The sequence below is a fragment of the Corynebacterium doosanense CAU 212 = DSM 45436 genome, from assembly GCF_000767055.1.
Lineage (GTDB): Bacteria > Actinomycetota > Actinomycetes > Mycobacteriales > Mycobacteriaceae > Corynebacterium > Corynebacterium doosanense.
Window position 1 is genome coordinate 56,738 of the sequence record NZ_CP006764.1, and the last position, 24,609, is coordinate 81,346.

The window sequence follows — 24,609 nt, forward strand, 5'->3', positions numbered from 1 at the left end:
TCCCCTTCTGATCGGTACCGAGTAGGAATCAACCGTGTTTGACCCCCTGGGCCGGGTATGAGTGTGAGCTGGCCGTACGGTCCGGTCTAGAGGTCCGCTCGCTGCGGCCCTCAGGTTCCGCAGGAGGGGGCCTGAGAGCACATCACTGCTGTTCGCCCCCGCTTACGAACGATCTTGACGGAGCTCTGCGTGCTCGCCCGAGCAGGATGGCTTACCAAGTGTGACGTGGGATAATTCGGCTATGGGAAAACGATCACGGAGAGCATCCCGTCAGGGCCATCACAAGTCCACCGCCAGCCGCAGGCCAGGGATAACTGTCACGATCGGAGTCACACCTCGAGTGAAGCCCAATGGACAGCCTTCACTCGCAGGCGAACTCAGACTGCTACGCAGTTCGTTGTTGTACTCAGATCACATCGATCTGGTTGCGCCGAGTGCCTCTTGGTTGACCGATTTCCGACCGCTGCGGGGAGTAACTGCAGACAACCTTTGGTGGACTATCCCTTCACTGCCACTGGAGACGCTTCGTCGCATCACTCCCGACGATCTCGACCCTGTCCAGGCCAGGAAGGCAATGCGAGCATTGAGAGCCAGGCCCGTCAACGATCCGGAACGGAGGGAATGCGAACGAATGTGGCGTGCCTCGCTCCCCCAGGTTGCTAAAACGGTCAGCGAAGTCTTCGACAGTGGGGAAGCGCAGGACATCGAGATGGCGTTGGACGCTGGTTCGGTCAGCATGATCAGCAAGGGAACTCGCTTTGAAGACCCCATCGACCAGCAGGTCTCCTGGTTCCGTGATCGACTGACGGAAGCCCTGGGTGACCCTGGAACCCATATGCTGATGGACGGTCCATCCACTGCTTTTCTTCGCGACTCGGAGGTCTACCCTGACGGTCTCCCCACTGTCGCAGCGACCCGCTCTCGGCATGCCGCGGTCGGGACTGGACTGGTAGAGAAACTGCCGACGTTTCCCGATGCGCCGATGGACCACGTGCTCGAGGCGCGGGAGGAACTCGCCGAAGGCCGAGCCAAGTACAGAGCATCTGCGAAGCATCTCGCAGACAAGCTCGAGTCTTCGGCGCTGGACGCGACCTTACCTAGCGAGATCGAGGAGTTGTGGCTGGATGACGTCCGCCCCAGGCTCGAAGATCTGAGACGCAGCGTGTCGAAGACGCGTGTCGCATACGAGACGGGAAAACGTCTCATCACGGAAGGGTTTGGTTTACCGACTATGGCTGTGGCGGTCGCGAACCTCCCGGACCTCGCGGCATTGTTACCATCCACAGCGGCAGCAGCTGGCGCTGTGGGCCGGGTGGCTGCGGCAGGCGTTGCGGAGGTCTTCAAGGCGCGCTCTGCTGTTCGGCAGCACGACCTGGTTTACCTCCTCGACGTCGACAGAAAACTCGGTCGAATGCGCCGCTGAAAGGCAAAGGGCCGATCAGGGACCGTGCTTCATCGGTTGCAGAGAGCGTGGATGAAACCGATCGCCGACTCGACCCGGACACGCAACGCGTTGAGTTGTGTGATCGTGAACCGGCCGGCATGGCCGTGGGTGCCGTTGTTGAATTCGCGGAACAGACCGAGGACATTTTTCATGTCCTCCTCGACCAGTTCCTCGATTGTGTCATCGGTGATTCCCTTGAGGCGCAGGAGGAACCTCACCTTGGCGCGCCGAGTCGGTACTCCTCTGTCTGTCTTATCGCAGAATGGATCATCCTTGACCACGTTTTCATCGGAGGCAGAGTCATCGATCGTGGTGATGAGTACCTCCCGAGCACTGGTGCAGAAGTGGCGTGCTGCGTCAGGATTTCGTGGGCTAAGGGAGAATAGCGCACCAGTCCACCGATCGACTAGGTCCTGCCCGAACATCTCGAGTTCTTCCTGCATGCTCGGATCGCGCAACTCCTCCTCGGTCGGATCATCCTCCGGTTCACCGTCACCGTCCATTGCGTTGAGCAGGTAGGCACTGTTGGCAGCCTCCTGGCTGCCCCAATCGACAAGCTCGCGGCCGGCAGGTGTGAGCACCCCGTCCGTCAGGGCGGACTCGGTCTCCGTGTACGTGCGAGCGAGGGTCTCGACCGATGCCCGATAAGAGATGAAGGTCTTCGTCTGCGGGCGAGAGTTCATACGACGTATCTCTTGCTCGAGTCGGCGTCGTTGATTCTTTACCTGGTTGTTGTGCGTACGCACCTTAGCGTTATGCGCACGCACCTCTCGGTTGTGGTCATTCACGGCTTTCTTGACTGCCGAGTTGTACCGTCGAACCTCGCGGTTGTACTTGTTGATCGCCTGCTTCTGCTGACGCTGTGCCTTGTTCGCTGCTGCCTTGAACTGGGCAGGAGTCATCTTCCGGACCATGATCCGAGTATATGCAGAGGGTATGAGGGCATCGAGGCGGAACTGTTCAGTAGAGGTTAGGGGCCCTGGTGAGGACAGTCTCCATCGCGCGAGGAAGGTTTGATTCGGGCGAGCCTGTCGGGCAGCGGACGGTGGGCTTCGGTGATGGCATCGAGGAGTTCGACGGCGGCAGCTCGGGGGCGTGCGGTCCCTGTGGCGTCTGTCGGCATGACGTTTTCGGATCGGCCGGTCACCGCAGTCGAAGGGGAGCGTGCTGCGGTCAAGTCCGCGGAAGTGGTGTATCTGCCTTTCGATAAAACAAGCAGCATGACGGTGGCAGGGACCGGCACGAGCCCGATGGTGAGACTGGCTCATGCGACCTCCCGGGTGGGCTCGCCGGCATCGATGACGCCGGCGGTCATCATCGTCTTCGTCTGCTCCAGGCTCGTCAGCGACATGTAGCGCTTCTGCTGGATCCAATCATCGTGCTGCTCCGCCAACACGGCACCGACGAGGCGGACGACGGCGTCGCGGTTGGGGAAGATCCCGACGACGTCGGTGCGCCGGCGGATCTCCCGGTTGAGCCTTTCGGTCGGGTTGTTCGACCACATCTTCGTCCACACCGCCCTTGGCGTGTTCGTGAACGCCAGCAGCTCGTCGAGCGCTTCCTCGAGGTGAGTGCGCGACATGGGGGAACTTCTGCTCACAGAAGCCCACCACCTCCTGGGCCTGATCCCATACAGCCTGGGCATCGGGTTGCTGGAAGATCGTCTGGAACATTGCCGACAATGTTGGCCACTGCGTCTTCGGCACCAGACCGGAGAGGTTCTTCGCGAAGTGCGTCCGGCACCGCTGCCAGGACGCATTCGGCAGCACCTCGCCGATCGCGTGCTGGATGCCCAGATGTGCGTCACTGGTGACCAGGTACACCTCGTTCAGGCCGCGGGCCTTGAGGTCGCGGAAGAACCCGGTCCAGGAGGCCACAGGCTCGGATGTGGCGACCTGCATGCCCAACAACTCCCGATACCCTTCGGCATTGACGCCGGTGGCCAGCAGGACGGAGGTTTTGACCACGCGGCCGCCTTCACGGACCTTCATCGTCAGCGCGTCGCATGAAACATACAGGTAGGGGCCGGTATCCAGGGGCCGGGTCCGGAAGTCCTCGACCATGACGTCGAGGTCTTTGGCCATCTCGGATACCTGTGATTTCGACAGGTTGTTGATCCCCAAGCTGGCGACCAGGTCGTTCATCCTGCGCGTCGACACGCCTTTGAGGTAGCAGGTGGCGATCACGGTGGTCAGGGCCCGTTCGGCCCGGGTGCGGCGTTCCAGCAGCCAGTCCGGGAAGAACGAACCGGTGCGCAGCTTGGGGACGGCGACGTCGATGGTGCCGACGCGGGTGTCGAGGTCGCGGTGGCGGTATCGGTTGCGGGTGTTGACGCGGGCATCGCTGACACTCGCGTAGTCGGCGCCACAGACCTGGTCCGCCTGGGCCGAGAGGATCTGGTTGATGAAGCGCTGGAGCATCTCGCGCATCAGGTCCGGGGAGGCTTGAGACAGCAGTTCGTCGAGGTAGGTGGTGGGGTCGATAGAATGGGGGCCAGCGGCCATCGTGGTGTCCCTTTCGAGGAGATGTAGGAGTTGATTCGAAAGGTACTGCGGTGGTCGTCTCATGCATTCATGAGGGTTGTCACCGGCAGTTACAGATACACCACGCTAACGGACGCAACCCATTGAAGGGGAGCATGGCCGACTTAAGAGAATCCTGGGGCCGAAGGAGCGTTCAAAAACCGAATTTCCGCCTACCAGACGTTGAAAAGGATGGAAGCGATGCATTCGTTACGGAAAGGCCAGGGCACCATGTTCGTCTACGGCCACCCGAACCCACACGCTGTGATCGTCAGCCGGATATTCAAGACAGCTTAAGCATCCCCAGGCAAAGGCAACTGATGTCTTGAGGTTGGGTTCTTCGGCCCCGGTCCAACTTTGCAACAGCGCCGACCCACTCGACTTTCACCAATTTCGTGACGTGGAACACATTGCCTGGTAGTGTCTTGGATGTAAGGCGTATCACGATCCCTAGGAGAGAACCGTCATGACCGCTACAGTCGATCAATACACCGCCGCCGTCGTCGAGAAGTTCGGCCCCGAACTGACCATCAGGCAAATTGATCTGCCCGAGCCCGGCAGGAACCAGGCCTTGGTCAAGCTCCACGCCAGCGGAATCTGCCATACCGACCTCCATGCAGCCGAGGGAGACTGGCCGGTCAAGCCATCGCCGCCCTTCGTGCCCGGCCACGAGGGTGTGGGCGAGGTTGTCAAGCTCGGACCGGGCGAGCACGACGTTGAGGTTGGCGATATTGTGGGCAACGCTTGGCTGTGGTCGGCCTGCGGGAAATGCGAGTACTGTCGCACCGGCCGGGAGACCCTGTGCAATGAAGCCCAGTATGGCGGGTACACGGTCAACGGTTCTTTCGGTGAATACATGCTCGTGGACACCCGCTACTGCGCGCTCATCCCGGATGGTGTTGACCCAGTCGAGGTCGCGCCCATCCTCTGCGCTGGTTTGACCGTCTACAAGGGTCTAAAGATGTCCGACACCAAGCCAGGGCAGTTTATGGTCATCTCCGGTGTCGGCGGCCTCGGGCACATTGCCGTGCAGTATGCCGTGGCCATGGGTATGCGCGTGATTGCCGTCGATATCGCCGAGGACAAGCTGGAACTCGCCCGCAAGAACGGGGCCGAGTTCACCGTCAACGCGACCGAGACTGATCCGGTGGCCGCGGTAGTCGAGTACACCAATGGCGGAGCCCACGGGGTGGAGGTCACCGCAGTGCACCCGGACGCCTTCGGTCAGGCGATCGGTATGGCGCGCAAGGGCGGCACAATTGTCTTCATTGGCCTACCGCCGGGGGATTTCCCAGCTCCGATCTTCGACATTGTGTTCAAAGGTCTGACCATCCGTGGTTCGCTGGTGGGGACCCGCCAGGACATGATCGAGGCGCTCGACTTCTATGCCAGGGGCAACATCCATCCCGCGGTCCGGGAGTGCTCCCTGGAAGATGTCAACGAGGTCTTTGAGGACCTGCGCCGGGGCCGGGTAGAGGGCCGAGTGTCGATCAGATACTGAAGCAGTTTCCCGCTCTCGCATCTTGGCGCATCGCCGTCCGCTTCGAAGCAACCGTCCGGATCGCATAAATAGCCGTTCAGTCGCCCTGGGGTATACCCCAGAACCGCAGCCCACCACCTCGGAATAAGAAGTACTGGAGCAGCGCCGTCCTTTTCTGGGCAGCGCTGCCCTTTTCTCGCCACCAGTGCCCCGGCCTTATGACCCCACCGGCAGGCAACAAGTGGTTCGTACACGCATTTTCTACTGCCAACGCGAGTGCCTCAGTTCCTCGGAACTGAGGCACTGAAGCCTGCGGGGATGAGGGCGGAGTGCGAGCACTGGCTGATGCCTGGGCACTTAACCTTCGGCGCTGGTTCCCTTATGCGGAAGCTGCGATCCCCTGAGCGCGGGCTCGTGCGCTACGGACATGGTCCGGGATCTGATCGTCGGGGAGATCCTGGACGGCGCTCTCGGAACCCAGTTCGGTGGCCGTGGTGTAGTACCAGGACTTGTACTCGCCCATGTCAAGTGCATATTGCAGCTCCGCCGTCTGCTCGAGCAACTGGCGCCGGCATCGATCAAACAGGTCCCGACGCAGAGCCAGGGTCTCATCCCCCATCCGATACCAGTCCATGAACTGGCGGATGTCCTTGATCTGCATGCCGGCACGCTTGAGACAATCGATCACCCGCAACGCCCCGAGGTCTTCCTCGCCGAACAGGCGGGTGCCACCGGCACTGCGGTCGAGGTCGGGCAACAGGCCCTCCCGGTCGTAGTAGCGCAGTGCCGAGGTGGCCACGCCCAGGCTCTGGGCCACTTCGCCGATGGTGTACGCCACGGTGTTTTCTCCCATTCCCACATCGAACCTTGACTTGAAGTCAACTTCAAGGTGCACACTGATGCTATCAGCACGCGGGGCACACTTTCCGGCCCTAGTGCCGAGACCTATCCCGTTCTCCCCAGCAGCCCAGAAGGACCAGTCATGCGCAGTGTCATAATGCACGCCCCCGGTGATGTGCGAGTCGAAAAGCGAGAGATACCCACCATCATCGAGCCCACCGACGCCATCATCCGCGTGACTGCGGCGTGCGTGTGCGGATCGGATCTGTGGCCCTACCGTGGGGCGGAAACGGTGGACCATCAGCCCATGGGCCATGAGTATGTCGGCGTCGTCGAGCAGATCGGTGACCAGGTGAACAACATCCAGGTCGGTGACTTCGTTGTCGGCTCCTTCGTCGCCTCCGACAACACCTGCGAGATCTGTCAGGCCGGTTACCAGTCGCGGTGTGTCCACGCCGTGATGATGGGCAGCATCGGCACCCAGGCGGAGTACGCCCGGATCCCGCTGGCCGACGGAACCCTGGTAGCCACCCCGGGCCAGCCCGACCCGGATCTGATTCCGTCCCTGCTGGCCGCCTCCGATGTGTTAGGCACCGGCTGGTTCGCCGCCGTCGCCGCGGAAGCCGGCCCGGGGAAAACGGTCGCCGTGGTCGGCGATGGCGCGGTCGGTCTGCTCGGGGTGCTCGCCGCCAAACAGCTTGGTGCCGAGCGGATCATCGCCATGAGCCGGCACGCCGACCGGCAGGCCCTGGCCCGGGAATTCGGGGCCACCGACATCGTCACCGAACGCGGCGACGAGGGCGTCGCCCGGGTGAGGGAACTGACCGGTGGGCTGGGCGCCCACTCGGTGATCGAGGCGGTCGGCACGCAGGAGGCGATGATGCAGGCCATCCGGTCGACCCGACCCGGTGGGCACGTGGGCTTTGTCGGGGTCTCCCACGGCGTGCAGCTGCCTGGTGATGAACTGTTCTTCTCCACCGTGCACCTGCACGGTGGGCCCGCCCCGGTGCGCCGGTTCCTGCCCGAGCTGATCCAGCTGATCTGGGACCGGAAGATCGACCCGGGCAAGGTTTTCGATCTCACGCTTCCGCTGGAGGACGCAGCGGAGGCTTACGCTGCGATGGACGAGCGCCGCGCAATCAAGGCCATGCTCACCTTCTAAATCCCCCCCGTGGTCACCACTTATCACCCTTATCTATCCCACCCTTGACTGAGGAGAACACAGTGGACCTCAACGACCTGCTTGAAGCACTCAACACCGGCCAGACCATCCCCGGGAATTCACCCTTGCATGAGGTCATGCACCAGGTGAGCCAGGAGGCTCTGCGCATTACCGCAGAACTCAACGGCAGCTATCACGATCCCGCCCAGGTCCGGGAGCTCCTGGGGACACTCATCGGTGCGCACGTGGACGAATCGGTGACCGTTTTCCCGCCGTTCTACTCCGACTTCGGGAAGAACATCACCCTGGGCAAGCGCATCTTCATCAACTCCGGGTGCAAGTTCCAGGACCAGGGTGGCGTGGTGATCGGCTCCGACTCCCTCATCGGGCACAATGCCGTATTTGCCACCCTCAATCATGATCTTGCCCCCAGCAAACGCGCGGACATGCATCCCGCACCCATCATCCTCGGCCGCAATGTGTGGATCGGGTCGAATGTGACCATTCTGCCAGGTGTGACGATCGGTGAGAACGCGGTGGTAGCGGCCGCTTCTGTCGTGACGAAGGACGTACCGGAAAACTCCATCGTCGTAGGCTCGCCCGCGCGAGTGGTGCGCTCCCTGACCGACTAGGGCATGTCTCATAACTGAGTGAAGCGTGACATGCGAGTCTTGACGCATGTCACGCTTCCAGATGCTGACCGACGCCCAGTTCGACAAGATCGCCGACCTCCTGCCCGACCCGGTGGGTCGTCCGGGACGCCCGTTCTCCGATCCCAGGCGCACGGTCGAAGGCATCATCTACCGCCTGCGAGCAGGCATCCCGTGGCGTGATCTGCCGGAATGTTTCGGATCCTGGCAAACCGTCCACCGCTGGCACCACCGCCTGGCCATCGACGGCACCTGGGACACTATCCTGCAACGCCTGCTGGCCCAGGCCGACGCCGACGACATGATCGACTGGTCAGTGTCAGTCGACTCCACCATCAACCGCGCCCACCAGCACGCCACCAACATCACCCGCCACACAGGGGGCTTCGTCGAATTACACGAATCTGCTCACCGAGCCGGCTGACCACGCCTTCGGGCGCTCACGGGGCGGACTGTCGACCAAGATCCACGCCATGGTCGACGGGGCGGGCATGCCCCTGGTGATGCTGCTGACCCCGGGCCAGGCCGGAGACAACCCGATGTGTGTCCCCCTGCTGGAGCAGTTTCGGGTGCCCCGACGGGCGGGCCGGCCACGCACCCGGCCGGACGAGCTGCGCGCCGACAAGGCGTACTCCTCGCGTCAGGTCCGCGACTATCTGCGTCGACGGCGGATCAAGGCGACGATTCCGGAGCCCGCCGACCGGGTCGGCAACCGTAAACGTAAAGGTCAGCGTAGTGGCAGGCCACCGGCGTTCGACGCCGAGTCCTACAAGAGTCGCAACGTCGTGGAACGTCGCTTCTGTGACTTCAAACAATGGCGGGGCCTGGCCACCCGCTACGACAAACACGCCCTGGTCTACCGGGCCGGTGTCCTCATCGCGGCGGTCGTGGCCTGGCTCCGGAGGTTATGAGACACGCCCTAAGTCACCGTGGCCTCCGCTGCAATCATCAGGGGATCATCAGGGGATCATCAGGGGATGACGGTGAGTATTCCACCTACCAACAACCGCAGTCAGGGCCTCCAGTGTCCAGGACGCGAGATGTTTTCCTGACCGCATGTGGGAAGGCTGGTTTTATGAAGTCGTCGGCACTTTTCGCTTGGATGACCTGGGGGTGGCACTTCTTTCCGGTACGGTCAAGTCCGCGGAAGTGGTGTATCTGCCTTTCGATAAAACAAGCAGCATGACGGTGGCAGGGACCGGCACGAGCCCGATGGTGAGACTGGCTCATGCGACCTCCCGGGTGGGCTCGCCGGCATCGATGACGCCGGCGGTCATCATCGTCTTCGTCTGCTCCAGGCTCGTCAGCGACATGTAGCGCTTCTGCTGGATCCAAGCATCGTGCTGCTCCGCCAACACGGCACCGACGAGGCGGACGACGGCGTCGCGGTTGGGGAAGATCCCGACGACGTCGGTGCGCCGGCGGATCTCCCGGTTGAGCCTTTCGGTCGGGTTGTTCGACCACATCTTCGTCCACACCGCCCTTGGCGTGTTCGTGAACGCCAGCAGCTCGTCGAGCGCTTCCTCGAGGTGAGTGCGCGACATGGGGGAACTTCTGCTCACAGAAGCCCACCACCTCCTGGGCCTGATCCCATACAGCCTGGGCATCGGGTTGCTGGAAGATCGTCTGGAACATTGCCGACAATGTTGGCCACTGCGTCTTCGGCACCAGACCGGAGAGGTTCTTCGCGAAGTGCGTCCGGCACCGCTGCCAGGACGCATTCGGCAGCACCTCGCCGATCGCGTGCTGGATGCCCAGATGTGCGTCACTGGTGACCAGGTACACCTCGTTCAGGCCGCGGGCCTTGAGGTCGCGGAAGAACCCGGTCCAGGAGGCCACAGGCTCGGATGTGGCGACCTGCATGCCCAACAACTCCCGATACCCTTCGGCATTGACGCCGGTGGCCAGCAGGACGGAGGTTTTGACCACGCGGCCGCCTTCACGGACCTTCATCGTCAGCGCGTCGCATGAAACATACAGGTAGGGGCCGGTATCCAGGGGCCGGGTCCGGAAGTCCTCGACCATGACGTCGAGGTCTTTGGCCATCTCGGATACCTGTGATTTCGACAGGTTGTTGATCCCCAAGCTGGCGACCAGGTCGTTCATCCTGCGCGTCGACACGCCTTTGAGGTAGCAGGTGGCGATCACGGTGGTCAGGGCCCGTTCGGCCCGGGTGCGGCGTTCCAGCAGCCAGTCCGGGAAGAACGAACCGGTGCGCAGCTTGGGGACGGCGACGTCGATGGTGCCGACGCGGGTGTCGAGGTCGCGGTGGCGGTATCGGTTGCGGGTGTTGACGCGGGCATCGCTGACACTCGCGTAGTCGGCGCCACAGACCTGGTCCGCCTGGGCCGAGAGGATCTGGTTGATGAACTTCTGCAGCATCTGTCTCATCAGGTCCGGGGAGGCTTGAGACAGCAGTTCGTCGAGGTAGGTGGTGGGGTCGATAGAATGGGGGCCAGCGGCCGTCGTGGTGTCCCTTTCGAGGAGATGTAGGAGTTGATTCGAAAGGTACTGCGGTGGTCGTCTTATGCATTCATGAGGGTTGTCACCGGCAGTTACAGATACACCACGCTAACGGACGCAACCCGCCGCTGGAGGCGGACTTCATGCCCCCGCCGCCTGAGTTTGTGCCGGATCTGATGGACGATCTGGTGGAATACCTGTCTGGGGCAGCCCAGGGTGCCTTGATTCAGGCAGCTTTCGTTCACGCTCAGTTTGAGACGATTCACCCCTTCGCCGACGGAAACGGGCGTGTCGGTCGCGCCCTCATTCATGCCGTTCTTCAACGCAGGGGCTTGGTAGGTTCACGGGTCCTGCCCATCAGTATGGTCCTGGGCACTTGGTCAGAGCGCTACGTTCACGGGCTCACCCGGTTCCGTGACGTCGAGTGTGGACCCGCAGGAGCGTGCGAGTGGATCGAGATCTTTCTCGATGCCGCGGATGAGGCCGCGGATCAGGCAGGCAGGATTGCAGGCGAGTTGGAATCCCTGCAGGAAGAGTGGCGGGAGAGGATGATCGGTCACCGCGCTCAAACAGGAATAACTAGGGCCCTGCGCTCCGATTCGGTCAAACAGCGCATCCTGGACCGGCTTGCAGATTACCCTCTCCTCACCGCGCCTGTAGCGGCGGAGATCTTCGGCACGTCCAGGACATCCTCGGGGAAAGCGCTGGAGAACCTCGTGGACGCGGGGATATTACGAAAGAAGTCGATCGACCGGGGTGTGACGGGGTATGTCGCGGAAGAGGTCTTCGACCTGATCACGCTCGCCGAGCGCCGCCTGGCCAGCACGAGGTTCGATACCGCGATCGCGCCTCCCGCCGCGCGCCCGGTGCCGAGGATCTAGGGCCTAACCCAGCACCTGTGCCACCGCGTCGTCGCGCTGCATGGCCGCGACGATGAGCGCGCAGGCCTCCGCGTCGGAGTCGGCGCGGTGGTGGTTGAGCTCGAAACCGGGCACGTAAAAGTCGGTGACCGTGGGCAGCTTGTGGTTGTCCAGCCCGGGCGCGGTGCGCCGCGACAGCTGCACGGTGCAGTAGAACTTCTCCGGCAGGCTGGCCGTGTGGAAGTGCTGGTCCAGGGCCGCCCACACCCCCTGGTCGAACCCGGCGTTGTGTGCGTAGGTGGGGAGGTCGGCGACAAACCTGGCCACCTCCGGGGCTGCCTCGGGCCAGCGCGGCGCGTCCACGACATCCTCGAAGGTGATGCCGTGCAGCCAGGAGAACTCGAAGTGCTCGAACCCGGCCGGTGGGCGCAGCAGCGTGTCGAACTGATCCACCACGCGCCCGTCGCGGACCTTGGTCAACGCGATCTGACACGCGGACAGCGCGCCGCGCCGGTTGGCGGTCTCGAAGTCCACCGCCACAAACTCCTCCTCGGCCAGCTCGGCGGCGGTGGGCAGGAATCGCGGGCGCGGCTTGGGCAACGACTTCTGCGTATCGACGAGCTCCCGCCACCTCGCCCGAAACACCTGCGCATCCTTCCCGTCGCGTTTCGCTGCGGCCTCCTGTGCCTTGGCCAGGCGTTTGTGGAGTTCCAGCTCGTCCGCGAGGTCATAGGAATCGCGGAGCGCTCTGCGCAGGAGCGTGATCTCGTCGTCGAAAAGCGCGAGCGAATGCTGCAGGATTGTGGCCTGGGTAAGAAAACGGACGGGGATGCGGCCGGGGAAGGCGTTGATGCAGGCCACGGCGATGTCGAGGGCTTCCTCGGGCTGGCCGGTGCGTTTCCTGCGGGCGATCACCGGGAGCCAGTCGTAGACGTCGCGTCCGTTGAGATGTGCCATGACGGTCAGTTAAGCGCGTGGGGTGGACGCGGGGCAAGGCGGGGTCGCGGGTGTGTTCGAGTGCGAGTTGGCCGGAAAAGCGGGAGTGAGAAAGGACGGGCCCTTTTGCACAGTAGACAGCCCACAATGTAAAATGGCGCGCTCTTTCTCACTGTTGCTTTTCTGCACCGGCGGCCGGCCCACCTACGCGTGCAGCGGCACGACCCCGACCAGCAGTGCGACGGCGAGCATGACCAGGGAGACGATGATCGCGCGCCAGAGCACCTTGCGGTGGTGGGCGCCGAGATCGACACGCGCCAGCGAGACCAGCAGGAGGATCGCGGGGACCAGCGGGGATTGCATGTGCACGGGCTGGCCGGTGATGGAGGCCCGGGCCATCTCCACGGGTTCGATGCCGTAGTGCGAGGCGCTCTCGGCGAGCACGGGCAGGATGCCGAAGTAGAAGGCATCGTTGGACATGAAGAACGTCATGGGCAGCGACAGCAGGCCGGTGATGACGGCGAGGTAGGGGCCCATGGATTCCGGGATGACGCTGGTGATCCAGGCCGCCATGGCGTCGACCATGCCGGTGCCGCTGAGCACGCCGACCAGCACGCCGGCGGCCAGCACCATGGAGACGACGCTGACGATGCTCGGCGCATGCGCGGTGATCTCGTCGGCCTGGTCCCGCACGTGCGGGAAGTTGACCAGCAGGGCGACCGCGGTGCCGGCCATGAACACGTACGCCAGTGGCAGCACGTCCATGATGAGCAGGACCATGACGATGGCGGTGATGGCCACGTTGACCCAGATGAGCTTCGGCCGCAGCGTCTTGCGGTCGGGGTTGAGCGCGGTGTCGGCCATGGAGGAATCGAAGTGGTCGACCTGCTCGGTGGCGGCGAAGCGGGAGGCGTCGACCTTGCCGCCCAGGCGGCGGCGCTCGGCGATGCCGAGGAACCAGGCCAGGGCGAACACGGTGACCATACCCGCGGCGAGCGACGGAACCATGGGCACGAACACCTCGCTGGGCTCGAGACCGAGAGCCGCGGCGGCGCGGACGGTCGGCCCGCCCCAGGGAAGGATGTTCATGGTGCCGTTGGCCAGGCCGGCGACGACGGTGAGCACGACGGGGTTCATGCCCATGCGCAGGTAGATGGGCAGCATGGCGGAGGTGGTGATGATGTAGGTGGTCGAGCCGTCGCCGTCGAGGGAGACGACCGCGGCGAGGATGGCCGTGGCCATGACCACCTTGGCGGGGTCGTCGCCAAGCGTGCGGGTGAGCACCCGGATGAGCGGGTCAAAGAGGCCGGCGTCGATCATCAGGCCGAAGAACATGATGGCGAACATGAGCAACGCGGCCGTCGGCGCCATGCTCTTGACCGAGTCGATGACCATGTCGCCGATGCCGAAGCCGGCGCCGGCGATGAGACCGAAGATCGTGGGGATGGTGATCAGCGCGACCATCGGGGTGACCCGGCCCAGCATGATCAGCGTCATGAACGTGAGGATCATGCCGAAACCGAGGAGGACCAGGATCCCGTCGGAAGGGGTGTAGCTGACGGCGTATTCTTCCGCTTCCTGGGCGAGCGTCAGTATGCTGTGAGAACTCAAGGGTGCTCCTCGGACGTGTGGGGTGAGACTGTTTCAGCAGCATAAGGTGTCGTCCATCACAAAAGCCATGTTGTGATAGTTAGCCACAGACAAGTGCGTAAAGTAACTTGTGCGCATAAAGCTCACGGGGCGGAGGAGCGTTGAGATTCACCACCAAGGTGCTGCTGCTTCAGCTCGCCACGGTCCTGGCGGTCGTCACGGTCGCCACCGGCGTGTACACGTACTTCGCCGTCGAGAGGCTGCGCGACGACGCCGAGAACTCCGCCCTGCTCATCGCGCGCACCGTCGCCGCACAGCCGGTCGTGCGCGCGGAGGTCGCCGCGCAGTCCGCCGACGGCGTCCTCCCGGACCGGGCCTCGCTTATCGACGGCCCCCTCCAACAACTCGCCACAGAATCCGCCCTCAGCTCCGGCGCGCTGTTTGTGGTCATCACCGACTCCTCCGGCAAGCGCCTGTCCCACCCCGAGACGGAGAAGCTCGGCGAGACCGTGAGCACGAGCTTCAGCGAAACCCTGCGCGGCGAGGAGGTCACCGCCTGGGAGACGGGCACCCTCGGCCCCTCCGCGCGTGCGAAGGTGCCGGTCTACGCGCCGGGATCGGATACCCCGGTGGGCCAGGTCAGCGTCGGTTTCCAACCCGCCAGCGCCTACGACGACCTACCCCTGGTCCTGGTGGTCATCGCCGGCGGCGGCGTCCTCGCCCTGGTGGTCGGAGGGATCGCCGCGCTGCTGCTGCGCCGGTGGTGGGAGAAGACCACCCTGGGCATCCAGCCCGAGGAGCTCTCCGCGCTGGTGCAGACCCAGGCGGTGGTGCTCGACGGCGTCGACGACGGAGTGCTGGCCGTGGACGAGGGCGGGACCGTGCAGATGGCCAACGACCGCGCCACGTCGGTGCTCGGGCGCGATCCGGTGGGAACGAGCGTCGAGAAGCTGGGCATCCCCCTGAAGTCCGTCGACGGTGTGGTCGTGGGCGGGCACGTGCTCTACATCGACGTCAAACCCGTGCGCCGCGGAAACCGGGTGCTGGGCAGCGTCGTCGTGCTGCGTGACCGCACGGACCTCACCGCCCTGGCGGGCAGGCTGGATTCGGTGCGCTCGATGACCTCGGCGCTGCGTGTGCAACGCCACGAGTTCGCCAACGCCATGCATGCGGCCGCCGGGCTCATCGACGCCGGGCGTAGCGACGAGGCGGCCGGCTTCCTGCGTGACCTGCAGCAGCACGGCCCGGTGGATTATCCGCTGGAGGGAATCGAGCACCTGGAGGAACCCTTCCTGCGTTCCTACCTCGGCGCGGCGGCGTTGCCGGCGGGCGAGCGCGGAGTGGCGCTGCGGCTGGCGGAGGACACGTTTGTGCTGGGTGAGCTGCGGGTCGTCGAGGACGTGGCCACGGTCCTGGGTAACCTCGTGGGCAACGGCGTGACCGCCGCGGCCGGAGCTCCGGAGCCCCGCTGGGTGGAGGTCACACTCATGGACTCCGGAGATGAGCTGGTCATGGTTGCCGCGGACTCCGGCCCCGGCCTGGCCCCGGGCGTGGACTTCCTCGCGCCGGTGGACCGAGGCGCCGACGACAGCGACCGAGTGCACGGCCACGGCATCGGCCTCTCGCTGTGCCGCGACCTGGCCCGGCGGCGAGGCGGGGAGCTCTGGCTCATCGACCGTGGCGGCAGCGGCTCCGGGGCCATCGTGGCCGCCCGGCTTCCCCGGGTCATGCAGGACCGGCAACCTCAGGCAGGAGAGCAGTAATGGACTTCACGGTGACCGTGATCGACGACGACTTCCGGGTGGCCGGCATCCACGCGGACATCGTGGACTCCACCCCGGGATTTCGGCTGCTCTCCTCGGCGCGTTCGCTGGGGGAGGCGCGCCAGCTCATGGTCGCCGACCCGCCGGACCTCATCCTCGTCGACGTCTATCTCCCCGACGGCGACGGCATCGAGTTCGCGCGCCGGGCCGCCGCGGACGCGCTCATCCTCTCCTCGGCCGCCGACGCGGACACGGTGCACCGCGCCTTCCAGGCCGGGGCGCTGGCGTACCTCATCAAACCTTTCTCCGGGAAGCAGCTCACCGACCGGCTGAACGGCTACCAGCGGTTTCGCCAGGCGCTGAGCGCCGGCGGCGATCTCACGCAGGAGAAGGTGGATCAGGCCCGGGCGGTGCTGAGCGACTCGGCCACTCCCGTGGCGCGTCCGGCGCGGGCAGCCACGGAACAGCTGCTTCTGGACACCCTGGGCTCCGCCGAAATGACCGCCACCGAACTGGCCGAACGCACCGGAGTGTCCCGGGCGACGGCACAGCGTCGGCTAGCGGACCTAGCCGGCCAGGGAAGCGTGATCATCCGGCTGCGTTACGGCCAGTCGGGCAGGCCGGAGCACCTGTACTCGCGGGCGGAGTGATTTTAGCCCGCGGTTCGGTCGACGGGGCGTCGATACGCGTCTCTTCCTGCCACTCCTGCTTCTTGCGCTCCGAACGCCGGTGATTACGCAGCGCGACGATCCCGAAGACGATGCCGATGACGACCGGAATCCAGACCTTGCTGTATTCCAGCAGGAAGAGCACCCATTCCGGCGGCTCGGGGACGCTTATCGACGGCCATGCGGGCACCGGCAGGGAGACCTGGGGTGGCTGGGGAAACTGCGGAAGCGGCAGCGACACCTGCGGCAGTGGCGGTAGTGGCGGCAGTTCCCAGTCCGGGAGGAAACTGAGCAGCCAGCCGATCAGCCTGGCCACGAGCGGGCCGAGAATGATGACGCTCAGCGCCCAGCCGGCCCTGCCCAGTCCGGTGGCCAGCGGGATGGCCACGCGTTTGAAGGAACTCGACTCCATGGCCTGCTTGCGTGCTTCGCCGCGGGAACCTGGCGGAGGGTCGAACTCGACGATGTCCGGACCCTCGCGGTAGTCGATGGCGAGGATGTCGTCGCGCCAGTTCGACTGGATGTGCAGGTGGGGTTTGTCGCGGTGCACGGTGGCGGAGCTGACGCTGCTGAGTTTCTCGCCCACGTGACGCTGCAGCGGCACCCGCCCGGTGGGGACGCTGCGCAGGCGGCGGCGCACCTCGCCGTTCACCGTCACCTGGAGGCGCAGCGGTGACTTCCCCTGTTTCGCCCGCAGGGCGTTACCCATCTCCTCGTCTCCCGCGGTACCGGGCGCCTCGGGCCAGGACGAGTAACACTCGCGGAACTCGTCGTCGGTGCCACGCTCAACCTCGATGGTTCCCTGCTCGGGGTGGTGGAAGGTCCAGACCTCCATCTAGGACTCCTTCGGGTCGCCGAGCCACCCGGCGATCGCCGCGAGGATCACCAGGACGGGCAGGTAGATCCACGTGCCCTCGTTGAAGTACAGGAGCATGTCCGCGAAGTACGCCGCCCCGGCAGTCAGCGGAAACGACCAGGAGGAGCGGAAGGTTTTCCCGTCCACCCAGCCGAGGATCACCGCCGTCACTCCCAGCAGCGCCAACACCGACCAGCCGACGGAAGCCGCCGGGAGCACGGCGCTGAGCAGTGGCGGGGCCAGCAGGATCAGGGTCACCGCCACGGCGGGGACAACATAGTGGCGTGGCTCGCGGCTCGGTTCGGTCAGGTCAGTCTCAGTCGAGGTACTCATCGCCCCCCGAGGTTAACGAAGGTCCGCCAGCTCCACCCGCGGCCGGACGGAGATGTCCGTGATCTGCGTGGACGGCCCGGCATCCACCGCGGTGCGCACAGCAGCGGCGACCTCCTCGGGGACGATGTAGTGCTCGGGGGAGTAGTCGCCGCCGGCGGAGGCGGTCAAGCCCTGGAGCATGGGGGTGTCCACCGGGCCCGGTGCCACGGAGGTGACCCGCACGCCACCGTTCGCTTCCTCCTTGCGCAGCGCGTCGGCCAGCGCGTACAGGGCGTGTTTGGTGGCCGCGTACACGGCGTTTCCCGGGTATGCGCCTCGGCCGGCGCCGGAATTGATGAACACAGCCAGGCCCTCGGCCTCCCGGAGCGCGGGCAGCAGGCGGCGGGTCAGCTCGGCGGGGACGACCACGTTGGTGTCCAGGTGGGAGCGCCAGTCGGCGACGGACGCCTCCTCAACCGAGCGGCGCTCGGCGATGGCGGCGGCGTTGACCAGGACGTCGATACGCGTCAGTTCGTCGAGGGCGGAGAAGGAACCCTCGAGGAGCTCGCCCACCAGGTCGCACTCCACGGCGGTGACCCGGTCGAGCTCGGCGAGTTCCGCGAGTTTCTCCGCGTTGCGCCCGAGGGCGTAGACGTGGTGGTCGCGGGCGAGATCGGCAACGATGGTGCGGCCGATACCGCCGGTCGCGCCGGTGACTACTGCAATGCGTTCTGTCATGTGTGGCCTCCTAGGGCTTGCGGGGACGGATGTCCAGGTTGGTGAACTGCGTGGTCTCGCCGGTGTCGGCGATGAGCCGGACCGCGCGGGCGATCTCCACCGGCGCAGAGTAGTACTCCGGGTGGTACTCGTCGTCGTTGGCCTCGGAGGCCTTGCGCATCATGTCCGTGTCCGTCCCGGAGGGGAACACGGTGGCCACACGCACGCCGTCGGGGGAGATCTCGTCGCGGAAGCTGTCGGCGATGGAACGTAACGCGGCCTTGCTGGCGCCGTAGACAATGCTGCCGGCGGACGGGCCCTGGCCCGAGATGGAGTTGATGAACACGACCTGGCCCTCCGCCTTGCGCAGGCCGGGCAGCAGGAGGCGGGTGAGCAGCGCCGGCTGCAGAGCGTTGATGCCCATCTGGGTGTGCCAGTCGCTGTAGGTCGCGTCCTCCAGGGTGTGGCTCTCGAGCAGGGCGGCGCAGTGCACGAGCAGATCGATCTCCGGCAGGTCCGCGATGACGGCCAGGTCCGGATCCTCCCGGAGTACCTCGTCGTCCTGGAGCAGGTGGCCGAGGTCGACACCCAGGGGAGTGACGTTCTCGAGCTCCCCCAGCTCCGCGAGCTTGGTTTCGTCGCGGCCGAGTGCGTACACGTGGTGGTTTTGGGCCAGGTCGGCGACGATCTCGCGGCCCATGCCGCCCGTCGCGCCGGTGACTACTGCAATGCGTTCGCTCATGAGGCCCAGCTTAACCGCGCCGAGCGGGGTTCAGCCGGGAGAAATCTTGCCGCGCCGGGGCACCGGGTGGCTGTTAAAGTTGTATCCTAGGAGAAACCCCATGTGAGGAGCAGCCAGCGCATGACCGACGACAGCACGTACCGGGCCGGCGACGCAGACCGCAGCGAGGCCCTCGACCGCCTGGGCACCTATTTCGCCGACGGCTTCCTCACCGTGCATGAGTTCGACGAACGCTCCGGCCGCGCAGCCGGGGCCCAGACGCATGGAGAGCTGGCCTCGCTTTTCGACGACCTCCCCGGCCTCTCCGCCTCGAACCGGGCCGAACCGCCCGCCCACCGCATGGGCTCAGAGGTGGCGGCCCAAGAGGAGCTCGACGATGTCCTCGCACGCAACCGGAAGGTCCAGGCCGTGGACGCGGTCATCTGGTCGGTGACCATGATCGCGTTTTTCCTCGGCCTCTTCGTGTTCCACTGGAACTTCTTCTGGGTGGTCTTCCCGGTCGCGGCTCTCGCCTCGTGGGGAGCCCGCGCGGTCTTCCAGCTCAGTGACGAGGAGGAGGAGCTGGCGGAGGAGCTCACACAGAAGGAGAAGGAGGAGCGGGCTGAACGCCTCAGGCTCGCGGCCGAGAAGCGCCGCGAGCTGGGGCAGTAGGCGGGGTTAGACCTCGCGGCGGCGCTTGAGCTCGCCGTAGTCCATGCCGCCGTGGGCGTGCCCAGGGATGAGCGGCCACTGGCGCTTCCAGTTGGTGCACTCGGAGGACGGGAGGATCTGCTTCCACCGCGGGTCCTTGCGGGAGTAGCTGGCCATCTCACGTTCCTTGATCATGGAGTCGTACTGGTCGAGAGAGTCCTCGAGTGTGTTGCCGTTGAGGACGACCTCGCGCTCGTAGAACTTCGCCTGCGACTTCAGGCCAGGGATCTTGGACAGCTCGGGCTGCCAGGAGTCAGCGGCCATGCCGTTCTCGGAGGAGATCCAGACACCGTCAGGGGTGTTGATGCACAGGGAGTGGTTGCCGTCGGTGTGGCCGGGGGTCCACAGCAGGGAGATGCCCACGCCGATCTCGGCGTCGCCCTCGAAGGAGGCCAGCACCTCGCGGTCGACGCCCTTCATGCCGTCCTTGACGTACCAGGCCGTCTGCATGGGGTGCTGGGACTCGAACGTGCCCAGCTCCGCCTCGTGGACGAGCATGCGGGCGCGCGGGAACAGCAGCTCGAAGGGCTCCTCGCCGGGGGCGGGGGTGTCGGTGGATCCCATGATCATCTGGCTGTCCTGGACGTGCAGGTGGTCGAAGGAGACGTAGTCGGCGTCGGTGTTGTCCATGCCCAGGGAGGGGAGGATGTCCTCGGGGTCGTTGTAGTACTTGGCGAAGATCTTCTCGCCGCCGAGCTTGCCACCCAGGCGCTGCAGTTTGTTGTAGAAGGGGGACTTCTTGGAACCGTCGGCGACGGTGGGTTCCCACACCAGGGTGCGGGCGACGCCGTTGAAGTCCTCGTACTGGATGACGATCATGCGGTTGATGATGCTGATCAGCGGGTTGATGTTGACGGTGTAACCCTGGAACGCGAAGGCGGAGGGGTACGGGGCCGCGGCGATGTCGAAGGACTTCACGCCGAGGACGGTGCCCTGGGTGATGAACCTTTCGCGGTACTTCTTGGCGGCCTCCCGGATCGCCTCCAGGCGGTCTCCGCGGGGCCAGACCTCATGCAGGCCCTCGAACTCGGGGATGGGACGGAAGGTCGGCTTGTCCGCCAGGCCTCGCGCTTCGGCGAGACCCGGGGTCGAGCTGTAAGGGAGCGGGCTTCGGTTGGAGTGGGTCATGGTCATGATGCGGAAAACTCCTCGGCAGGAAGAATGTGTCTCGCATCATATTACTGCGAACCTAATAATTTGTGTTCTAAATCATAACTTTTTCTACAGGCTAACCTTATAGCCGGAGGTGAGCTTGGCGTTGATGAACCGCGTGAGCCAGGCGGGGGAGAAGTGCGAACCCGCGTACATTAGCTTGGTCTTGCGCCCGACCGGGTAGTGGACCTGGGCCGGGGTCCTGCGCGGGGCCTCGACCACGTCGGCCACGGCGACGGCGACGTCTTCCGGGGTCAGGCTCACGCCCATCCGCTTAGTGCCGCTGGTCTCCACCCCGTCGAGCATCGCTGTCTTGGCGTAGAGCGGCCAGACGGAGCGCACCGCGATGTCGTCCTGCTCCCACTCCAGGTCGAGCGCCTCGGTGATCCCGCGCACGCCGAACTTGGTGGCGGAGTACACGGCCATGTCCGGGGTGCCGTAGATGGCGGCGGCCGAACACACGTTGACCACCTTGGCGGACGTGGTGGCGGCCAGGTAGGGGTGCGCGGCCCGGCAGCCGTTGAGGGTTCCCTTGAGGTTGACGTCGACGAGCGCGCCGTCGCGGGCGTAGGCGCCCTCGTCCATGAAGGCGCCTCCGTAGAGGATGCCGGCGTTGTTGACCAGAACGTCCAGCGTGCCGCCGGTGTGGGCGGTGAAGTCGGCGAGGGCGGCTTCCCACGACTCGGGGTCGGTGACGTCGAGTAGCCCGGTGCGGATCTTGCCGGACGTGACCAGGTCGGCGGCCCACTCAAACTCCTCGAGGAGGTCGTAGACGCCCACGATCCATCCGCGTTCGGCGAGGGTGAGGGCGGCGGCGCGGCCGATGCCGCGGGCGGAACCTGAGATGAAAACTGAGCGTGTCATGCCTGGGAGCTTAAGCCCCGGCACCCGCCCCTGTCCGGGTTTCAGTGCTCGAGCAGCCCCAGCAGGTGCCGGCGCAGTTCGGAGGTTCGCTTCTCGACGCCCGGGTCCGACGCACCCGCCGCACCGACCCGGGGCCGCGGGATGTCGACACTGAGGTCCTCGATGATGGTGGCGTCCGGGCCCGGCGACATGACCAGGATCCGGTCGGAGAGCAGGATCGCCTCGTCGACGTCGTGGGTGACCATGACCACCGTGCGGCGGCTGGCCTCCCAGACCTCGAGCAGCAGATTCTGCAGCTGGCGGCGGGTCAGGGCGTCGAGGGCGCCGAAGGGTTCGTCGAGAAGCAGGATCTCCGGGTCGACGGCGAAGGCGCGGGCGAGGCCGACGCGCTGCTGCATGCCGCCGGACAGGCGCGCGGGGCGGCGGTCTGCGGCGTGGGAGAGGCCGACGCTGTCCAGATACTGCGTGGTCCGGGCCTCACGCTCGGCGGCACTGAGGTCGGGTCGGGCGGAGCGCAGGCCGAAGTCGATGTTGCCGCGGGCGGTCAGCCACGGCAGCAGCGCGTGGTTCTGGAACACCATGCCGCGCTCGGGGCCGGGGGCGGTGACCGGCGTGCCCAGGGCCTCGACGCTGCCCGTGGTGGGCGTGGCCAGGCCGCCGATCAGGTTGAGGATGGTCGACTTTCCCGAACCCGAGGGGCCGAGCAGGGTGACGAACTCGCCCTCGCGCACGGTCAGCGAGGTCTCCGCGATGATGCGGTTACCGCCATAGGACTTGGTCACGTCGGTGAGCTGGATGGGACTAGTCATAACGCACAACCTTCTGCAGCGAGGCGACGAGGTGGTCGAGGATCAGGCCCGTCAGGCCGATGAGGATGATGGCCACCACGATGGCGTTGACGTCGAGGCGGTTCCACATGTTCCACACGAAGAACCCCACGCCCCGCCCGCCGACGAGCATCTCTGCGGCGACGATGACCAGCCACGACGTCGACAGTGACAGGCGCATGCCGGTGATGATCCCGGGCAGTGCGGCCGGGGCCATGATGAAGCGCAGGCGCTGCCACCGGCTCGCGCCGAGCGTGGCCGCGAGGTTGAGGTAGGTCGGCTGGATGTCGCGCACGGCCTGGATGGTGTTGAGCAGCATGGGCCACAGCGCCGAGAGCACGATGACAAACACGGCGGTGTTCTCCGCGTCGCGCAGCAGCGCCAGCCCCAGGGGCAGCCAGGCCAGTGGGGAGACCGGGCGCAGGATCTGCACGAGGGGGTCGACGGCGCGTCGCAACGTGGTGGACGTCCCCAGCCAGAAGCCCAGGGGGATGGCGATGACCAGGGCAATCAGGAAGCCCGTGAGCACGCGCCGGAGGCTGGCGAGCAGGTGCCAGAAGATGCCCACCGAGGCGGGACCGTCGCGGTAGAAGGGGTCGGAGAGGATCTCCGCTCCGCGGGTGAAGGTGCCCGCCGGTGTCGGCGCGATGTCGGACAGCCAGCCGGAGGACGCCGCCAGCTGCCATACGCCCAGGAAAGCGGTGAGCAGGGCGAGGCCGAGCACGACGGCGTGCCAGGGTGTGGATTGCTTCATGAGGCGTCCTCGAGGGTCGGTCGGTTCGGGTCGAAGGAGCGGCCGTTGATGGTGACCGGGGCCAGGGAGGTGTCGGCGTCGGCGGGGAGCACGCTGCGGGCGGCGTCGCGTATCGACGCATCCTCCCACCTCAACGTCTCCCCACCGAGTCCGAACCGGGCGATCTGGGCGGCCATCCACGTGATGGCAGTGGCCGAGGTTTTGTCACCGAAGCTGAGGTAGTCCGGATCGGTGATCTCCCGGTCGTCCCATGAGAGGTACGTCCCGGCCAGAGCCGGGGCGATGAGCTCGGGCTTCTGGTTGAGGAACTTCTCCTGGGCCAGCAGCGGGGCGGCCTCGCTGATATGTTCCGGGTTGTCCACGAAGGCGGCGCCCTCGGCGAGCGCCGCGGTGATGGCGTTCGCCTGCTCCGGGTTCCGGGTGCGGAAGTCCTTGGCCATGGCCACCGAGCAACAGGGGTGGCCGTCCCACATGTTTCTGGTCAGCTCGAAGATGCGCCCTGAGCCGGTCTTCAGCGCGCGCTGGAGGAAGGGCTCCGGGCCGATGAAGCCGTCGATGGCCTCCACCGAGAGCTGGGCGACCATGTCCGCGGGGCGGAGAAGGCGCAGCTCCAGGTCGCTGACCGGGTCGAGTCCGCCGGCGATGAGATAGTCGCGCAGCAGCAGCGCGTGCACGGAGTACTCGAAGGGGATGCCCAGCACCATGCCGCGCAGATCGTTGACGGACTGCACGTGCGGGTGGTGCGCGGAGGCCAGGGTCAGGGCCTGGCCGTTGGTGTTCTGGGTGAAGGCCAGCTCGGTGGGGCGGGCGGCGTCGGTGACCCCGGAGTCCGCCGCAATGGGCATCGGCGAGAGCATGTGGGCGACGTCGAGCTCACCGGTGGCGTACGCCGTCCACAGGTCGGCCCACCCGGAGTACTTGCGCAGCTGGACCTTCACGCCGTGTCGGGCGAAGAGGTCGCGGCCCTGGGCCGCGAGCAGGGGGGCGGAGCAGGCGATCGGGACGAAGCCGATGGTGACCTGATCGCCGGCCGCCGGCCGGGACGCGGGGGCGCAGGACACCGCTGTGGAACCGGCCACGGTGGCGCCGCCGACGAGCAGGGCGGCACGCAAAAGCTGCCTTCTGCTCATGTGCAGGTTGACGTGGGACATCGTGGGAAGGGTGCTCCGATTCGGGCGTTCGACGTGCTGGATAGACCGAGCAGTACACAAAGTCTCGAGGAAATACTATTGCGTCACCGGCCCGTTGTCCATTGTGGTCTGCCTGTAACAAGTGACGAACTGAACAACCTTGTCTATTTTGCGGCGGAGGCGTACA

General features: G+C 65.4%; 22 protein-coding genes and 3 pseudogenes. 10 read left to right on the plus strand and 15 right to left on the minus strand.

The window, feature by feature from the left end:
- Positions 1–631 precede the first annotated feature (631 nt).
- On the plus strand, positions 632–1,423 hold the full coding sequence (locus CDOO_RS00260) for a hypothetical protein (RefSeq protein WP_018022325.1): 792 nt from the start codon (positions 632–634) through the stop codon (positions 1,421–1,423).
- 29 nt (positions 1,424–1,452) lie between these two features.
- Here CDOO_RS00260 and CDOO_RS00265 read toward each other — a convergent pair whose 3' ends face one another.
- Positions 1,453–2,358 carry a pPIWI-associating nuclease domain-containing protein gene (locus CDOO_RS00265; RefSeq protein WP_026159419.1) on the minus strand — a complete coding sequence of 302 codons (906 nt, stop codon included), beginning with the start codon at positions 2,356–2,358 and terminating at the stop codon, positions 1,453–1,455.
- A gap of 350 nt (positions 2,359–2,708) precedes the next feature.
- A pseudogene (locus CDOO_RS00270) lies at positions 2,709–3,948 on the minus strand (IS256 family transposase).
- A 121-nt stretch (positions 3,949–4,069) separates the two neighbouring features.
- Between CDOO_RS00270 and CDOO_RS13760 the strand changes: the two are divergent.
- Together CDOO_RS13760 and adhP are read left to right on the plus strand one after the other, a co-directional pair.
- A pseudogene (locus CDOO_RS13760) lies at positions 4,070–4,263 on the plus strand (IS6 family transposase); the annotation flags it as partial.
- A gap of 169 nt (positions 4,264–4,432) precedes the next feature.
- Complete coding sequence (gene adhP, locus CDOO_RS00275) at positions 4,433–5,467, plus strand: alcohol dehydrogenase AdhP (protein WP_018023036.1); 1,035 nt, start codon at positions 4,433–4,435, stop codon at positions 5,465–5,467.
- A 358-nt stretch (positions 5,468–5,825) separates the two neighbouring features.
- Here adhP and CDOO_RS00280 read toward each other — a convergent pair whose 3' ends face one another.
- A complete protein-coding gene (locus tag CDOO_RS00280) occupies positions 5,826–6,299 on the minus strand; it encodes a MerR family transcriptional regulator (protein WP_020384703.1) in 474 nt (157 codons plus the stop codon).
- Positions 6,300–6,428: 129 nt separating this feature from the next.
- On the opposite strand from CDOO_RS00280, the gene CDOO_RS00285 reads away from it, so the two are divergent.
- The 3 genes from CDOO_RS00285 to CDOO_RS13765 all read left to right on the plus strand — a co-directional run bounded on the left by CDOO_RS00285 (position 6,429) and on the right by CDOO_RS13765 (position 9,009).
- Positions 6,429–7,448 (plus strand): zinc-dependent alcohol dehydrogenase family protein, encoded by a 1,020-nt coding sequence (locus tag CDOO_RS00285; RefSeq protein ID WP_026159512.1) that lies wholly within the window; start codon positions 6,429–6,431, stop codon positions 7,446–7,448.
- A 44-nt stretch (positions 7,449–7,492) separates the two neighbouring features.
- On the plus strand, positions 7,493–8,080 hold the full coding sequence (locus tag CDOO_RS00290; protein WP_245616229.1) for a DapH/DapD/GlmU-related protein: 588 nt from the start codon (positions 7,493–7,495) through the stop codon (positions 8,078–8,080).
- A 46-nt stretch (positions 8,081–8,126) separates the two neighbouring features.
- A protein-coding gene (locus CDOO_RS13765) for an IS5 family transposase (RefSeq protein ID WP_425389142.1) occupies positions 8,127–9,009 on the plus strand; the annotation gives its coding sequence in 2 pieces (ribosomal slippage) (positions 8,127–8,473 and positions 8,472–9,009; 885 coding nt in all).
- A gap of 315 nt (positions 9,010–9,324) precedes the next feature.
- Here CDOO_RS13765 and CDOO_RS00305 read toward each other — a convergent pair.
- A pseudogene (locus CDOO_RS00305) lies at positions 9,325–10,543 on the minus strand (IS256 family transposase).
- 161 nt (positions 10,544–10,704) lie between these two features.
- Between CDOO_RS00305 and CDOO_RS00310 the strand changes: the two are divergent.
- Positions 10,705–11,442 carry a Fic family protein gene (locus CDOO_RS00310; RefSeq protein WP_155861356.1) on the plus strand — a complete coding sequence of 246 codons (738 nt, stop codon included), beginning with the start codon at positions 10,705–10,707 and terminating at the stop codon, positions 11,440–11,442.
- Between the two features lie 3 nt (positions 11,443–11,445).
- Here CDOO_RS00310 and CDOO_RS00315 read toward each other — a convergent pair whose 3' ends face one another.
- Both CDOO_RS00315 and CDOO_RS00320 read right to left on the minus strand, forming a co-directional pair.
- Positions 11,446–12,378, minus strand: a complete 933-nt coding sequence (locus CDOO_RS00315) for a 3'-5' exonuclease (protein ID WP_018022322.1) — start codon at positions 12,376–12,378, stop codon at positions 11,446–11,448.
- Positions 12,379–12,561: 183 nt separating this feature from the next.
- A complete protein-coding gene (locus CDOO_RS00320; RefSeq protein ID WP_018022321.1) occupies positions 12,562–13,968 on the minus strand; it encodes a CitMHS family transporter in 1,407 nt (468 codons plus the stop codon).
- Positions 13,969–14,108: 140 nt separating this feature from the next.
- Between CDOO_RS00320 and CDOO_RS00325 the strand changes: the two genes are divergently transcribed.
- Together CDOO_RS00325 and CDOO_RS00330 are read left to right on the plus strand one after the other, a co-directional pair.
- Complete coding sequence (locus CDOO_RS00325; protein WP_018022320.1) at positions 14,109–15,710, plus strand: sensor histidine kinase; 1,602 nt, start codon at positions 14,109–14,111, stop codon at positions 15,708–15,710.
- Positions 15,710–16,360 carry a response regulator gene (locus CDOO_RS00330; protein WP_018022319.1) on the plus strand — a complete coding sequence of 217 codons (651 nt, stop codon included), beginning with the start codon at positions 15,710–15,712 and terminating at the stop codon, positions 16,358–16,360. The genes CDOO_RS00325 and CDOO_RS00330 overlap by 1 nt, the downstream gene beginning before the upstream one ends.
- Here CDOO_RS00330 and CDOO_RS00335 read toward each other — a convergent pair.
- Genes CDOO_RS00335 through CDOO_RS00350 form a run of 4 tightly spaced genes read right to left on the minus strand, consistent with a single transcriptional unit; the run spans position 16,299 to position 19,005 of the window.
- Positions 16,299–17,213, minus strand: a complete 915-nt coding sequence (locus tag CDOO_RS00335) for a hypothetical protein (RefSeq protein ID WP_018022318.1) — start codon at positions 17,211–17,213, stop codon at positions 16,299–16,301. The genes CDOO_RS00330 and CDOO_RS00335 overlap by 62 nt on opposite strands.
- Positions 17,214–17,567: a hypothetical protein gene (locus CDOO_RS00340; protein ID WP_018022317.1), complete on the minus strand. Its 354-nt coding sequence runs from the start codon at positions 17,565–17,567 to the stop codon at positions 17,214–17,216.
- Between the two features lie 12 nt (positions 17,568–17,579).
- Positions 17,580–18,284 (minus strand): SDR family oxidoreductase, encoded by a 705-nt coding sequence (locus CDOO_RS00345; protein ID WP_018022316.1) that lies wholly within the window; start codon positions 18,282–18,284, stop codon positions 17,580–17,582.
- Between the two features lie 10 nt (positions 18,285–18,294).
- Complete coding sequence (locus CDOO_RS00350; RefSeq protein ID WP_018022315.1) at positions 18,295–19,005, minus strand: SDR family NAD(P)-dependent oxidoreductase; 711 nt, start codon at positions 19,003–19,005, stop codon at positions 18,295–18,297.
- A 120-nt stretch (positions 19,006–19,125) separates the two neighbouring features.
- Between CDOO_RS00350 and CDOO_RS00355 the strand changes: the two genes are divergently transcribed.
- Positions 19,126–19,656, plus strand: a complete 531-nt coding sequence (locus CDOO_RS00355) for a DUF1707 SHOCT-like domain-containing protein (protein WP_018022314.1) — start codon at positions 19,126–19,128, stop codon at positions 19,654–19,656.
- Between the two features lie 6 nt (positions 19,657–19,662).
- On the opposite strand, the gene CDOO_RS00360 is transcribed toward CDOO_RS00355, so the two are convergent.
- From CDOO_RS00360 to CDOO_RS00380, 5 genes are all read right to left on the minus strand, one after another.
- The gene (locus CDOO_RS00360) at positions 19,663–20,829 is read right to left on the minus strand and encodes an MBL fold metallo-hydrolase (protein WP_018022313.1); all 1,167 of its coding nucleotides are present in this window, start codon (positions 20,827–20,829) and stop codon (positions 19,663–19,665) included.
- 87 nt (positions 20,830–20,916) lie between these two features.
- On the minus strand, positions 20,917–21,711 hold the full coding sequence (locus tag CDOO_RS00365; protein ID WP_018022312.1) for an SDR family oxidoreductase: 795 nt from the start codon (positions 21,709–21,711) through the stop codon (positions 20,917–20,919).
- A 41-nt stretch (positions 21,712–21,752) separates the two neighbouring features.
- Positions 21,753–22,520: an ABC transporter ATP-binding protein gene (locus tag CDOO_RS00370; protein WP_018022311.1), complete on the minus strand. Its 768-nt coding sequence runs from the start codon at positions 22,518–22,520 to the stop codon at positions 21,753–21,755.
- Positions 22,513–23,292, minus strand: coding sequence for an ABC transporter permease (locus CDOO_RS00375; protein ID WP_018022310.1), 780 nt, complete (start codon positions 23,290–23,292; stop codon positions 22,513–22,515). Before CDOO_RS00375 ends, CDOO_RS00370 begins: the two co-directional genes overlap by 8 nt.
- Positions 23,289–24,443 (minus strand): ABC transporter substrate-binding protein, encoded by a 1,155-nt coding sequence (locus CDOO_RS00380; RefSeq protein ID WP_026159417.1) that lies wholly within the window; start codon positions 24,441–24,443, stop codon positions 23,289–23,291. Before CDOO_RS00380 ends, CDOO_RS00375 begins: the two co-directional genes overlap by 4 nt.
- Positions 24,444–24,609 lie beyond the last annotated feature (166 nt).

Excerpts from the sequence above, each read along its gene's own strand:
- CDOO_RS00260 (WP_018022325.1), top strand. The coding sequence starts at position 632 with ATGTGGCGTGCCTCGCTCCCCCAGGTTGCTAAAACGGTCAGCGAAGTC.
- CDOO_RS00265 (WP_026159419.1), bottom strand. The coding sequence starts at position 2,358 with ATGGTCCGGAAGATGACTCCTGCCCAGTTCAAGGCAGCAGCGAACAAG.
- adhP (WP_018023036.1), top strand. The coding sequence starts at position 4,433 with ATGACCGCTACAGTCGATCAATACACCGCCGCCGTCGTCGAGAAGTTC.
- CDOO_RS00280 (WP_020384703.1), bottom strand. The coding sequence starts at position 6,299 with ATGGGAGAAAACACCGTGGCGTACACCATCGGCGAAGTGGCCCAGAGC.
- CDOO_RS00285 (WP_026159512.1), top strand. The coding sequence starts at position 6,429 with ATGCGCAGTGTCATAATGCACGCCCCCGGTGATGTGCGAGTCGAAAAG.
- CDOO_RS00310 (WP_155861356.1), top strand. The coding sequence starts at position 10,705 with ATGCCCCCGCCGCCTGAGTTTGTGCCGGATCTGATGGACGATCTGGTG.
- CDOO_RS00315 (WP_018022322.1), bottom strand. The coding sequence starts at position 12,378 with ATGGCACATCTCAACGGACGCGACGTCTACGACTGGCTCCCGGTGATC.
- CDOO_RS00330 (WP_018022319.1), top strand. The coding sequence starts at position 15,710 with ATGGACTTCACGGTGACCGTGATCGACGACGACTTCCGGGTGGCCGGC.
- CDOO_RS00335 (WP_018022318.1), bottom strand. The coding sequence starts at position 17,213 with ATGGAGGTCTGGACCTTCCACCACCCCGAGCAGGGAACCATCGAGGTT.
- CDOO_RS00340 (WP_018022317.1), bottom strand. The coding sequence starts at position 17,567 with ATGAGTACCTCGACTGAGACTGACCTGACCGAACCGAGCCGCGAGCCA.
- CDOO_RS00345 (WP_018022316.1), bottom strand. The coding sequence starts at position 18,284 with ATGACAGAACGCATTGCAGTAGTCACCGGCGCGACCGGCGGTATCGGC.
- CDOO_RS00350 (WP_018022315.1), bottom strand. The coding sequence starts at position 19,005 with ATGAGCGAACGCATTGCAGTAGTCACCGGCGCGACGGGCGGCATGGGC.
- CDOO_RS00355 (WP_018022314.1), top strand. The coding sequence starts at position 19,126 with ATGACCGACGACAGCACGTACCGGGCCGGCGACGCAGACCGCAGCGAG.
- CDOO_RS00360 (WP_018022313.1), bottom strand. The coding sequence starts at position 20,829 with ATGACCATGACCCACTCCAACCGAAGCCCGCTCCCTTACAGCTCGACC.
- CDOO_RS00365 (WP_018022312.1), bottom strand. The coding sequence starts at position 21,711 with ATGACACGCTCAGTTTTCATCTCAGGTTCCGCCCGCGGCATCGGCCGC.
- CDOO_RS00370 (WP_018022311.1), bottom strand. The coding sequence starts at position 22,520 with ATGACTAGTCCCATCCAGCTCACCGACGTGACCAAGTCCTATGGCGGT.
- CDOO_RS00375 (WP_018022310.1), bottom strand. The coding sequence starts at position 23,292 with ATGAAGCAATCCACACCCTGGCACGCCGTCGTGCTCGGCCTCGCCCTG.
- CDOO_RS00380 (WP_026159417.1), bottom strand. The coding sequence starts at position 24,443 with ATGTCCCACGTCAACCTGCACATGAGCAGAAGGCAGCTTTTGCGTGCC.